General features: G+C 43.5%; 10 protein-coding genes and 1 pseudogene. 8 read left to right on the top strand and 3 right to left on the bottom strand.

Features of this window, described 5'->3' with window-relative positions; translation table 11 throughout:
- Positions 1 to 188: 188 nt before the first annotated feature.
- The 8 genes and pseudogenes from ACU6U9_RS11140 to ACU6U9_RS11105 all read left to right on the top strand — a co-directional run bounded on the left by ACU6U9_RS11140 (position 189) and on the right by ACU6U9_RS11105 (position 9,624).
- Positions 189 to 851, top strand: coding sequence for a GntR family transcriptional regulator (locus ACU6U9_RS11140; protein ID WP_446735119.1), 663 nt, complete (start codon positions 189 to 191; stop codon positions 849 to 851).
- Between the two features lie 19 nt (positions 852 to 870).
- On the top strand, positions 871 to 4,368 hold the full coding sequence (gene smc, locus ACU6U9_RS11135; RefSeq protein WP_446735118.1) for a chromosome segregation protein SMC: 3,498 nt from the start codon (positions 871 to 873) through the stop codon (positions 4,366 to 4,368).
- 27 nt (positions 4,369 to 4,395) lie between these two features.
- Positions 4,396 to 5,841, top strand: a complete 1,446-nt coding sequence (locus ACU6U9_RS11130) for a cell division protein ZipA C-terminal FtsZ-binding domain-containing protein (RefSeq protein WP_446735117.1) — start codon at positions 4,396 to 4,398, stop codon at positions 5,839 to 5,841.
- Between the two features lie 18 nt (positions 5,842 to 5,859).
- Positions 5,860 to 7,957: pseudogene (gene ligA, locus ACU6U9_RS11125) on the top strand (NAD-dependent DNA ligase LigA).
- Positions 7,947 to 8,558: a transglycosylase SLT domain-containing protein gene (locus ACU6U9_RS11120; RefSeq protein WP_446735116.1), complete on the top strand. Its 612-nt coding sequence runs from the start codon at positions 7,947 to 7,949 to the stop codon at positions 8,556 to 8,558. Before ligA ends, ACU6U9_RS11120 begins: the two are co-directional and overlap by 11 nt.
- Positions 8,559 to 8,633: 75 nt before the next feature.
- Complete coding sequence (locus tag ACU6U9_RS11115; RefSeq protein ID WP_446735115.1) at positions 8,634 to 9,074, top strand: hypothetical protein; 441 nt, start codon at positions 8,634 to 8,636, stop codon at positions 9,072 to 9,074.
- Positions 9,075 to 9,101: 27 nt separating this feature from the next.
- Positions 9,102 to 9,338 (top strand): YheU family protein, encoded by a 237-nt coding sequence (locus ACU6U9_RS11110; RefSeq protein ID WP_446735114.1) that lies wholly within the window; start codon positions 9,102 to 9,104, stop codon positions 9,336 to 9,338.
- A gap of 76 nt (positions 9,339 to 9,414) precedes the next feature.
- Positions 9,415 to 9,624 (top strand): hypothetical protein, encoded by a 210-nt coding sequence (locus ACU6U9_RS11105; protein ID WP_446735113.1) that lies wholly within the window; start codon positions 9,415 to 9,417, stop codon positions 9,622 to 9,624.
- A 4-nt stretch (positions 9,625 to 9,628) separates the two neighbouring features.
- Here ACU6U9_RS11105 and mnmC read toward each other — a convergent pair whose 3' ends face one another.
- The 3 genes from mnmC to ACU6U9_RS11090 form a co-directional block, all read right to left on the bottom strand.
- The gene (gene mnmC, locus ACU6U9_RS11100; protein ID WP_446735112.1) at positions 9,629 to 11,632 is read right to left on the bottom strand and encodes a bifunctional tRNA (5-methylaminomethyl-2-thiouridine)(34)-methyltransferase MnmD/FAD-dependent 5-carboxymethylaminomethyl-2-thiouridine(34) oxidoreductase MnmC; all 2,004 of its coding nucleotides are present in this window, start codon (positions 11,630 to 11,632) and stop codon (positions 9,629 to 9,631) included.
- A 139-nt stretch (positions 11,633 to 11,771) separates the two neighbouring features.
- Positions 11,772 to 12,380, bottom strand: a complete 609-nt coding sequence (locus tag ACU6U9_RS11095) for a peptidylprolyl isomerase (RefSeq protein ID WP_446735111.1) — start codon at positions 12,378 to 12,380, stop codon at positions 11,772 to 11,774.
- A 79-nt stretch (positions 12,381 to 12,459) separates the two neighbouring features.
- Positions 12,460 to 13,119, bottom strand: coding sequence for a TIGR04211 family SH3 domain-containing protein (locus tag ACU6U9_RS11090; RefSeq protein WP_446735110.1), 660 nt, complete (start codon positions 13,117 to 13,119; stop codon positions 12,460 to 12,462).
- Positions 13,120 to 13,162: the final 43 nt, after the last annotated feature.

Here is a 13,162-nt window from a genome sequence, read left to right as displayed (position 1 = left end):
TACGATTAGGCCCTGTGTTTGTTTTTTAAACAAATATAGGGCCTTTTTATGATCTAGCACAGGCAGGAACAGGCTCACAAACAGCGAGGTTAGGCCGTAGTCAATTATATGTTATGTGGTACACTAAGGCCTTTGATCCTGCGGATCAGGTTAACACTGTTTGTATTTTATACAGGATTTTGGGCCACATGAGCTTTAAAGCACCGGAAAGTTTATCTGAGCAAATTGCCCAGCATATTGGTGATCAAATCATCACAGGTAAATTAAAGTCAAAAGAGCGTATTCAAGAGCTCAAAGTTGCCAACGATTTAGAAGTCAGTCGTGGCTCTGTGCGTGAAGCACTGTTGATTCTTGAAGGGCGTCACCTTATCGATATTATGCCTCGTCGCGGTGCCATGGTGGCCGAGATGAATAAGTCGAACGTTGCGGCGTTATACGAAACTTATATTATTTTATTGATCGTGCTTGCATCCAAAGTGGCTAATACTTGGAAGCCAGGTCAATTAGATCCACTGATCGAACAATTACAAAAGATGCGTGCTATTGCCAATAGCACCGACCCAGAAGCACCCGAACGTGTGGTTAAAGCGGGTTTTGACTTAATGCGCATGGCCTACCCATTAGCTGAAAATCCATACTTAGAAGGCATCTTAGAAGATTTACAGCCCGCTATTCACCGTGCTTATCATATGGCTTTAACCGTTGATAATAATGCGTTAAGTTACAGCATGACCTTTTTTGCTCAATTGCTAGAAGGCGTGGTTAAACGTGATGTGCCGAAAGTAGAACAAGCGTTAAAAGATTACGGCGATCATTTGCTAAGCATCATGATGGATGCCCTAGAGCACTAATAATAAAAAGGGGCGCAGTGTGCGACTTAAGTCCATTAAGCTTGCTGGGTTCAAATCTTTTGTTGACCCAACCAAGATACCATTTCCAACTAATCTGACCTGTATCGTCGGCCCGAATGGCTGTGGTAAATCGAATACCATTGATGCCGTACGCTGGGTTATGGGTGAAAGCAGCGCCAAGAACCTGCGTGGCGACGCCATGACAGACGTTATCTTTAATGGCTCAACCGGGCGTAAACCCGTGGGTCAAGCCAGTATTGAACTGGTATTTGATAACAGTGAAGGCAAGCTACAGGGTGAATATGCCCAATACAGCGAAATCTCCCTCAAGCGCAAAGTGACCCGTGATGGTCAGTCTATTTATTATCTCAATGGTACTAAGTGCCGCCGTCGTGATGTGACCGACCTGTTCTTAGGCACCGGCCTTGGTCCACGCAGCTACGCGATTATTGAGCAGGGCATGATCTCAAAACTCATTGAGTCAAAGCCAGAAGAACTGCGTGTGTATATCGAAGAAGCCGCGGGCATCTCAAAATACAAAGAGCGCCGCCGTGAAACGGAAAACCGCATTCGTCGTACCGCTGAAAACCTAGAGCGTTTAAGTGATATTCGTGATGAGCTTGAACGCCAAATCGGGCGACTACAGCGCCAAGCCGAGGCTGCTGAAAAATACAAAAATTACAAAGAAGATGAACGTCAAACTCGTGCTCAGTTATTTGCCATGCGCTGGCGCACCATGGACGCCGAGCTGACGCAAATAAACCAAGTGATTGCCGAGCAAGAGCTGGCACTTGAACAAGTACTCACCGTACAAATTCAAGACGAAAGCCAAGTTGAAGAAAAGCGCATTTTGCTGGTGGATTTAACCGACGACTTTGAAAAAGTCCAAGCGCAGTTTTATGAGCTTGGCGGTAACTTAGGTCGGTTAGAGCAAAGCATTCAATTCCAAAGTCAGCGTTCATTGCAGCTTAATAGTGACTTGCAAGAAATAACAGATTCAAAAACATCGGTTGCTCAACAAGAAGAAGACGACGCATTAGCGCTAGAAGCGCTTGATGAACAGCTTATGGAGCTTGAGCCAGAAAACGAATTGATGTTAGCGCAAGAAGAATCGAGCCAAGAAACCTTGATGCAGGCCGAAGAGGCCATGCAAAACTGGCAACAGTCTTGGGATAACTTCAACGAAAAAAGTGCAGAGCCTCAACGAATAGCTGAAGTCAGCAAAACTCAAATACAAAACTTTGAGCAAAATATTTCCCGAATTCAGCAGCGTATTGAGCGATTGCAGCGTGAGCTCGAATCACTGCAAATTGGTGATGAAGCAGAAGAGCAGCTTGCCATGCTCGATGAACAGCTTTCTGAAAAAGAATTGCAATTTGAGCAGCAGCAACAAGACTCAGCACAATATCAGCAGCAAGTTGAAGATACTCGTGAGCAACAACAAACGTTGTCGCAAAAATTAAACGAATCCCGTAGCCAGTTACAATCGGTTATGGGTCGCAAAGCCTCACTTGAAGCGCTGCAGCAAGCCGCATTAGGCACCGACGGCGAATCTGGCCGCTGGTTGCAAAGTCAGCAGTTACATCAAAACAAACGCTTGGCTGATCATCTGCAAGTTGAAAGCGGTTGGGAGCAAGCGGTTGAAACGGTGCTGGCCGAGCAGTTACAAGCCGTTGTGGTGCCGTCAATTGATCAATACGCCGAACGTTTGTTGCAACTTAACCAAGGTCAAATGACCTTAGTTGAAAGTGATAACCAAACGTCTGAAGCGGCAATTGCTGGCAGCCTAGCCAGCAAAGTTTCGGGTGCCAATGTGCCATGGTTGAATGATGTTTTATACGCTGATGACTTAGCCGCGGCATTAGCGTTACGTGCACGCTTGCAAGGCAACCAAAGTGTGATTACACCAGACGGTATCTGGTTAGGGCCAAATTGGATTCGAGTTAAACGCTCAGGCGATGATCAATCTGGTGTGCTGGCTCGCAAACAAGAATTAGAAGAATTGATTGCGAAAGAAGATGACTTAGATGCCTTAGTTGAAGAGTTAGATGCTGATCTAGAATCCACCTCTTTGCGCATTAATACACTTGAACAACAGCGTAATAATGCACAGCGTGAAGTGAATCTTGCCGCGCAACAATTGAGTGATCATAAATCCACTATTCATGCTGAAAAAGTGCGCTTAGAGCAACAGGTCGGCCGTCGTAATCAGTTGTTAGGCGAAATAACTGAGCAAAAAGAATCAAAAGAATTAGAACAAGAATATCTAGAAGAAGCGCGTTTGCAGTGGCAAAACGCGTTGCAAGATATGGAGCACTACACACAAGAGCGTGAACAGTTATTAGAAAAACGAGATGCGTGTCGTGAGCAACTTGATCATATTCGCCAGCAAGCGCGCCATCAAAAAGACCAAGCCCATCAACAGCAATTAAAAGTGCAAACGTTACAGCATCAACGTCAAACATTGATGGATGCCATTAGTCGCCACGAACAAGATAAACAAAAACTGTTAGAGCGTGAGCAGCAGTTACTTGAGCAACAAGATCAAGGCGACAGTCCAGTAGAAGAATTAAAAGCGCAATATGAAGAGATGATGCAACAACGTTTAGACGTTGAAGAACTCATGAGGGCATCGCGCAGCAAAAAAGAATTGATCGAAAATGAAATTCGAGACGTTGAACAAAATCGTCAGCAGCTTGAGCAAAAAGCGCAAGGTGTGCGTTCGCAGCTCGAACAAAGTCGTATGCAGTATCAAACCATTCATACGCGCCGCGGCGGTATTGAAGAGCAATTGGCTGAATACGAAGTTGAATTAGACGAAATACTTGAACAATTGACAGATGATGCCAGTGTTGAGGCGTGCCAATTACAGTTAGAACAAATTCAGCAACGTATTACGCGCCTAGGCGCCATTAACCTTGCCGCGATTGATGAATATAAAACGCAATCTGAACGCAAAGAATACCTTGATAAGCAAAACGCTGATCTGGAAAAAGCATTAGAAACACTAGAGAATGCCATCCGCAAAATTGATAAAGAAACCCGTACCCGCTTTAAAGAAACTTTTGATAAAGTAAATACTGGCTTGAAAGAATTGTTCCCTAAAGTGTTTGGCGGCGGACATGCATATTTAGAATTAACCGGTGATGATTTATTGGATACGGGCGTGGCTATTATGGCGCGTCCACCGGGCAAAAAGAACAGCACTATCCACTTGTTATCGGGCGGCGAAAAAGCATTGACCGCCATTGCATTGGTTTTTTCTATTTTCCGTTTGAAGCCTGCACCGTTTTGTATGCTTGATGAAGTGGATGCGCCATTGGATGATGCGAACGTGGGCCGTTATGCTCGCTTAGTAGAAGCCATGAGCGAACAAGTACAGTTTATTTATATTTCCCATAATAAGATTGCCATGGAAATGGCAAAACAATTGATGGGTGTAACCATGCACGAACCGGGTGTATCCCGAATTGTTTCCGTGAACATGGAAGAAGCGGTTGAACTAACCGAACATTAAATTTTTAAATGAAAAAGAATATAACTCATGGATATTAGTTTACACAGTTTTATCCTAGTGGTTGGTGTGATCGTCATCGGCTTTATTGTTTGGGATGGCGTCAAAAAAGTACGTGCAGCACGTGCTAATCAACTAGACCAAACGCTAGATAGTTACGATAGCTTAGATGTAATGTCTGAGAACGAAGACCTGCCTGTTTTTGATGACTTAGAAATCAAAGATGAGCTGTTGCAACACGGCCTTAGTGAAGAATTTAGCGAATCTTTTGCCTCTGTAAAATTCGAAGCTAAACCAGAGGTTGAAAAGCAGTCGCAAGAAATACAACAAGACAGCGCAGTTGATGTAAACCGTGCTGCGCCTCCTGTGTTTGACGTTTTAGAGCCGCAACTAAATCAAGTGACAGCAGCTGAGTATGAGGCTAACAATTCCACGGCTGATCGTGCCGTTGCTAGTCGTGCTAAAGAGACACCAAGTGTCCATGCACCAGAAGACGAGTTTGAGCATTTCACCGCTTGTGATGATGTACTGGCGGCACAAGATAGTGATCAAATCGTGGCTAAACGCAATCAGGCAAAAGTGACCGCTAAGGTTAACCAATCCGATTCGGACCAAGTGGCAAGAGCATCAACTGTTTTAGCCAAACAAAGTTCTGAATTAAGCCAAGCGGATTCACGTTCATCAAAACGTATTAGTAAAGATGCCTTGGCTGCGCAACTAGCGAAAGCAAAACAGGATGCAAAGCCTCAAGTGAGTGAAAGTGAATCGCTAGTCGACGCGCAAGATGAGATTACATTGGATGACAAGGAGCCGGTTCCGGTATTGATGGAGCCTGTTGAGCTTGGCCAAAAAGTCGACCCTAATCCTCCAAAGCAGCATGAGCTTGTATTACCTGAGCGTATTCAGCAAACATTACAAGACGAGCCTATTTACGCGATCGAAGAAGAAATCGAAATCGCACCAGTCAAACCCGATTTATTGATGGAGTACATCGAAGATGTACAGGCGTTACCCGTCGGCGAAAAATTATCAGAGCGTGAAGCGGCTGAAGAAATTTTTGTTATCAATATTTTAAGACAAGGCGGTAAATGCTTGAACGGCCAAGATCTTGAGCATGTATTCAAAGTATGTGATATGCGCCATGGTGAAATGGGGATTTACCATCGTTTTGAAAAAGCCAATGCCCAAGGCAAGATTCAATTTAGTGTGGTAAATGCCATTGAGCCCGGTACGTTTGATACACGTAACATGAGCGAATTGGTGACACCTGGTATTAGTTTGTTTATGAGCTTACCGGGGCCTGATAAACCAATGGAAGCATTTGATGCCATGGCTGAGGTAGCGTTAGTGTTTGCTCGAAATTTCGATGCCACCTTACATGACGATACCCATAGTGGTTTAACGCCACAAACGCTAGAGCATTATCGTAATCGTGTTCGTGAGTTTTCCCGCAAGCATTTATCGCATAAAAAGTAGTTTAGCGAGAATACAACTATGTCTGATCAACCTTCTTTATTTGACGAGCCGCAAGATGGCTCGTCATCGTCTTCTCGTTCTAATGATGCAGCATTAACGACTGAAGTTGAGCAACTGCATCAGCAGCTTAACCAAGCGAATTATCAATATTATGTATTAGATGACCCTCAGCTTCCTGACGCCGAATATGATCGCTTGTTTCATCGTTTGAAAGACATTGAAGAAAAGCACCCTCAGCTTTTAACATCGGACTCTCCAACTCAGCGCGTTGGTGCGTCACCGTTACCACATTTCGAGCAAGTCACTCACGAAGTGCCTATGTTAAGTTTGGATAATGCGTTTGATGCACAAGATATGCGAGATTTTAATCGACGAATAAGTGATCGTTTAAAACAAAGTGATGCAGTCTCTTATGCGTGTGAGCCTAAGCTTGATGGCATTGCGGTTAGTCTGCTTTATCAAGACGGCTTGCTTATACGCGCTGCAACACGCGGTGATGGCTCCGTTGGGGAAAATATTACGCAAAATATTCGTACTATTCCAAGTATCCCTTTAAAGTTATTAGGCTCAAATTATCCGGCTGTATTAGAAGTACGCGGTGAAGTGTATATGCCGAAAAAAGGCTTTAATGCATTTAATGAAAAAGCCCTTTCTCGTGATGAAAAGTTATTTGTTAACCCGCGTAATGCAGCAGCAGGCAGTTTGCGTCAGTTAGATTCTAAAATTACGGCGGCGCGCCCGTTAGAGTTTTGTTGTTATAGTTTGGGCCGAGCAGACGGTGGCGAAATGCCAACCAAGCACAGTGACATACTAAATCAGTTTTCGGCTTGGGGTTTTAAGATAAACCCTGAAATGCGTGTGGTAGAAGGAATAGAAGGTTGCCTTGAATATTATGAGCAACTTGCAGGAAAGCGAAATACGTTAGCGTATGAAATCGATGGCATCGTGTTTAAAGTGGATGATATTAATTTACAGCAACAGCTTGGGTTTGTTTCACGAGCACCGCGTTGGGCAATTGCCCATAAATTCCCTGCACAAGAAGAAATGACCTTATTAAAAGATGTTGAATTCCAAGTAGGGCGCACAGGTGCGATTACCCCAGTTGCTCGATTAGAGCCCGTATTTGTTGGTGGCGTGACGGTATCGAATGCCACATTGCATAACATGGATGAAATCGCCCGCTTAGATGTCATGGTTGGCGACACAGTTGTGATTCGTCGTGCAGGCGATGTAATCCCTCAAATAGTAAATGTGGTCGTAAGTAAGCGCCCAGCGGATGCTAAAGAAATTGTGTTTCCGGTATCTTGCCCAGTATGTGATTCACATATTGAACGCATCGAGGGTGAAGTCGTATCGCGTTGCAGTGGTGGTTTGGTATGCGCAGCCCAACGCAAAGAAGCCATTAAGCATTTTGCTTCGCGCAAGGCCATGGATATTGATGGTCTAGGCGATAAGTTGGTCGAGCAATTGGTGGATGAAGGTTTAATCGAATCCTTTTTAGATTTGTACTCTCTTAAGTTAGAAAGCTTGATGAAGTTAGAGCGCATGGGTGAAAAGTCAGCGCACAATTTATTGGCTTCTATTGAGGTGAGTAAACAAACGACACTGCCTAAATTTCTATACGCTTTGGGTATTCGTGAAGTGGGTGTCACCACTGCGCAAAACTTGGTAAATCATTTTTTAGATTTAAAAATACTGGTAAAAGCCGATTTAGAAACATTGCTTGAAGTGGATGATGTTGGCCCCATTGTGGCAGAACATGTTTTAAGCTTTTTTGCCGAGCCGCATAATCAAAAAATTATTGATGGTTTGTTAAACATCGGCATTAATTGGCCAGTGATTGAGAAAAAAGACATTTCCCAGTTGCCATTGTCTGGCCAAACGTTTGTGGTCACTGGTACGCTTGCCAGTATGGGGCGTGATCAAGCAAAAGATTACTTACGAGCGTTTAGGCGCAAAAGTGGCAGGCAGCGTGAGTGCGAAAACCCACGGTTTGGTTGCTGGTGAAAAAGCCGGATCTAAATTAACCAAGGCACAAGATTTAGACGTGTCAGTGTTTGACGAAGTGGCATTTTTAGCTTTGTTAACTGAGCACGGTATTAATCATGCTAATTAGGTCTGTGTTCATCAGTTTTGTTTTATTGCTCGCAGCTTGTACCACTGCGCCACCCAAAAACATCAACAATGTTTGTGAAATTTATGATGAATATTACGATTGGTATATTGCAGCGGATGCGGTGTATGAGCGTTGGCGGGTTCCTCATCATGTGACGATGGCGTTTATTCATCAAGAATCAAAATTTGTTGATGATGCGCGCCCGCCTTGGGAATGGCTGTTGTGGATTATTCCAACGGGTCGCGCGTCAAGTGCATTTGGTTATGCGCAAGCGCTAGACGGTACGTGGTATGAATACCAAGAAAAAACCGAAAACTGGGGCGCGGATCGAGACGACTTTGAAGATGCGGTGGACTTTATTGGCTGGTATAACCATAAAACTCTTATTCGTAATAAAGTGAGCCCCCATGATGCCTATAGTTTGTACTTGGCTTATCACGAAGGCCAAGGCGGATTTTCTCGCGGCACTTATAAGAATAAACCTTGGCTATTAAAAATTGCCAAAAAAGTAAAAAAACGCAGTGAAATGTATCGCCTTCAGTTACGAAATTGTCAAAAAGAGTTAGATGATTCACGCTTTTGGCGCTCTGTATTTGGTTAAATAGAGATTGGTCGCATTACTATTAATTTTGGTATTTAATAGCAGCGCAGTGATCACTAACTAAAAGGATCGATAGTGGATCAAGAGTCTATCGTTTATGGCATTATCAAGGATGTACCGTCGGCTCCAGAGTCTGACGGTGAAAAACGACGCATGGTCAACAGCGGCGCGTTGCTCGATTTACCTCAAACCCTTGATGTAAACTCCCCATTTTTATGTGGTGATATGTTCACCTTACCTGGCTTAGATGTCTTTAGTGGCTCATACCACACTCAGCTGATTCACTTTGGAGCGTCTTATCGTGCAGTTGAGTACGAATGGGAGCGCTGGATGCAAAAATTTGAAGAGCTACTTGGCCAAATGTATTGGGTAAGTGCCACCGTTCATTTAGAAACAGAACTAAGCGGTAAACATACGTTTAATTGGGAGCCCATTAGTCGTGGTTGCCATGTGCCTAATAGTGGTGATTTGCGTGTGAAATGCGAGTGGGAACGTGAAGCCGCGTTCTTAAAATAACGTGACTTATTTTTTCAAGGTGTAATTATGAGTGATGGTTTTCAGTACACTTCAATTGATTATTCTCAGCTTAGCCAAGATGCGTTAGACGGTGTGATAGAGGCTTTCATTAACCGTGAAGGCACTGACTACGGTCAACAAGAATATTCCTTTGAGCAAAAAAGCCAGCAAGTGTTGGCACAAATTAAATCAGGGCGGGCGGTGATTGTGTTTGATCACGACAGTCAGTCTGTATCAATACTGCATAAAGACCAACTTAGTTAGCCTATTTAGTTATGTTTGCTGGCGTGCCTTAGTGATTCAGGACTACCCTGATAATAGGGCCACAAAGGAGGCGAACATGACACATTTACATGTCTATAAGTTTCACAAGGTGATCAAGGATTTGTTTACCTGTGCGGACGATCTTCAGCTTCAATTAGCCGCCACTCGCAAGCAATGCGAGCAAATATCACAAGTGATGATTGCGATTCGACAAAATCGAATGACAGCTAAAAATCATGTCCTGCCTATTGGCCAACCTAGAGATCAAGCGGCAAACGACCAATGATGTCTTATTGGCCCTTAATCGTCTGACTAACTAAAAAGCGGTTTGGGCTTAGCATGTTCGCTTGTGTCTTTGTCAGTGGCCATGGCTCGTTATTCATTTGCGCTGCAATGAATTCTGCGCACAACGGAGCTGAGCTTAATCCACGAGAGCCGTGACCAATATTTAAATACAAGCCTTTTAAAAAAGGCGCCGCTTCATAAAATCGCCAGTGTTTACTTTTATTCAAGTCTTTAAAGTGATGCTTAAACGCTTTCTCATCGCAAACGGCCCCCACAATTGGTACATAATCAGGCGTTGTGCAGCGCACGGATACCCGTCCAGTTGGTGCGTTCTTTACGTCAACTTGTTGCGCAACCGATGGGAAATTCTGATTAAGCTTTGCTACATTGTCATCGTGATCCGCTTGTGTGATCACGCAGTCTTCAGACTTTAAACGATACGTTGCACCAAAATTCAATTGTTGGTTGTGTGTGGGTGTGACATAGCTATCACCGCACAAAACCGTATTAAGTTGCATGTTACTACAGCTTAATTGTGATACTTGACCTGCAATGGGTTTAGTTGGCAAAAAAGATAAGGGAGCTAATTTTTTAGCGTCATGCGCATTGCAAATAATAACGCTGTCGGATGTCAACGATTTTGAATCTCTTTGCTGTAATTTAATATCAGAAGATTCGATTGAGACGTGCCAGCGTTGATCGGTATTTTGTGTGATGTTGCACACAGTTTGTTCGGATAAAAATTGTATATTCGAATGGTTAATCAGCGCGTCACACCAAGCCGCGGGATAAACCCATGCACCATCTTTAAAATACAGGCCACTATTTTCTATGTTTGTGCCAGCAAGTTCACTAGCTTGATCAGGATTTACAGGCACAAGCACATCGCTTAAATCAAAGTTTTCACAAAATTGCTGCTGACGCTTAAATTCTTTTTCACTGAACGCCAGCTGTAATACGCCGCAGTTATCCCACTGTTTTTTATCCGGCATGACGCGCTTGAGTAACTGCAAGCTATGCAGGTAGCCCGCTAAATAAAACTCACTTTGCATATTCATATCGCTAGACAGCTTGGCGTACAGCACACCTTGTGCATTACCTGAAGCACCACCAGCAACGGTTTTGTGTTGATCAATCAATGTAACGTGCCAGCCTCTTGTAGCGAGAGAGTAGGCAGTGGCGCAGCCTGATATGCCAGCACCAATTACAATGGCCTGTTTGTTTTTACAGGTTACGTGGTATTCATGAGCAAACCAGGGTTTTTCTGTTAGCCAGACGGGTGCAACGGGGCCTTGATTAGCGTCGAAGTAGCCATAAAGCATTTCACGTTTTTTGCCGAAGCCCTTTGCTTTTTGGGTTTTAAATCCTGCCGCTTGTAGTCCGCGGCGTACGTCACCTGCAGCCGTAAATGTTGCCATGGTGGTTTTACTATGGCTAAGGCGTGCCATTGAATGAAATAAGTGTGCGCCCCACATTTCTGGGTTTCTTGATGGAGTAAAGCCATCTAAAAACCAGGCATCAACACTGGCGGTGATTTGTTCTAGCCAATCATTAATATCTCCTAAAAATAAATGCAAAACGATGTTGCCAGCACCTTGTTTTAATGATGGTAGTTCAATGGTATGCCAGCCTGGCACAAGGGCAGGGTAAGCGTTTAATAGGGCCTGGCTCAGTGTTTCAAGTTCAAGCCATGGCTGTAATGCTTGGCGTAAATGTTCACGACTAAGTGGAAATTTTTCGACACTGACAAAATGCAATGTTTGATCGGCTTGGCTGTGTTCTAACCATTGCTGGCAAGCACATAAAAAATTTAACCCCGTGCCAAAACCGGTTTCAGCTATTGTAAAAACAGAAGGGTGATCGTCTATCCATCGTTGAATGAGTTGATTGTGCTGTAAAAATACATAACGGGTTTCGTCAATACCGCTAATGCTTGAGAAATAGACATCGTCGAATTGGGTAGAAACCGGTGTGCCATCGGACCACTGAATATGTGCTTGCTTAATCATAAGGGACTTTCAAAATAGCGCGTGAGGGTATTTTAGCAGAGAACGTTGAGAAAAGTATGCTGTGTAATGTTGTGATCAATTGACCGCACGTAAGTGTTCTCTAGTAAAGAGTATTACTTACGAGCGATCCGCTTAAACTTTATGGTTTGGTATAGCTGATTTTTACTTCTTTGATGATGATTGGCTCTGCGGGTACATCGGTCATGCCTTTGGTGCGTGTGGTTTCAACTTGACTGATAGCGTCAACGACTTCCATACCACTGATGACGTTTGCAAATACAGCGTAACCAAAATCACGATGGCCATTATTCAAAAAATAGTTGTTTTTTACGTTAACAAAAAACTGGCTGGTCGCACTGTTTACTTGTGCGGTGCGGGCCATTGCAAGGGAACCTCGGTTGTTAAAGACACCATTGTCAGCTTCATTTTTAATGGGTTCTTTCACTGCTTTACGTGTCATTGATTCGTTAAAGCCACCGGTTTGAATCATGAAGTCTTTAATCACACGATGAAAAATAACACCGTTGTAGAAGCCTTCATTGGCATAATTTAAAAAGTTTGCAACAGAGATGGGGGCTTTTTCAGGTAGTAATTCTAATGTGATATTGCCTTTGTTGGTTACCAGTGTCGCGTAAGGTGTGGCTATGTCAGCGGTAACTGAAGATTTAGGTTCTGCTTGCATGGCATCTTGAGCAAACGAAAAGGCGCTAACAAAAAGCAGGGCTGCACTTATTAATAAACGATTCATAACGATTCCAAATAGGTAAAAGAAAAGCCAGTACCGAGACCCCTAATTGAGGCAGTACTGACTTTTATGTTGTTAGATGTTAAGCCCAGGTATCGCTGCCGCGACCTGAAAGTTTAGGGAATAACCAGCCAAGGAAAAGACCTAATAAAATTAAGCCGCCGCCAACAAGAATGTAATTCATGTCCTTGCTGTTTTGCAGGCGTTCATTTTCAGCGCGAAGTGTATCAACGGTGATTTTTAATTGCTCACCTTGCTCGACGAGTTCTTGATTCTTTTTATCAAGGCCAATGGCGTTAGCGCTTACTTTTTTGATGTACTCTAATTCTTTTTCTTGCTCTGACTTGTCTTCGCTTAAGTCGCCAGCTGTACGTTTGGTTTCAACCAGTGTTTTTTTCGTGGCATTGTACTTTTCTTGTAGCTCAGTTAAGTCTGTTTTCGTTTTTGCTAATTCACGCTGAGTTAAAATAAGCTTTTCAAAAGCAATTGGCTCATCTTGAATGAAGCGAGTCGGCACCCAACCTTCTAGGCCTTTATCTGTGACGACCTTAGAGAATTTGTTTGCATCGTCTTCTTCTATAAACTGAAGGTGTGTACCGCTTTTTAAAATTTTAAGAATTTTATATTCATTACCCGGACCGCTACGCAGATTGATCCAAAGTTCATCACTAATGTAGCGTTTTTCGGCCACTGCTGGGTATAGCACTAATAATGTCAGTATAAAAAGTGTAATACGTTTCACTTTGCGCTTCCTGTCTGTTTTTAATTCGATCAGTGTAAACAAT

The sequence above is a fragment of the Pseudomonas sp. HK3 genome (genome assembly GCF_052920985.1).
This window is presented reverse-complemented; position numbering and strand designations above follow the sequence as displayed.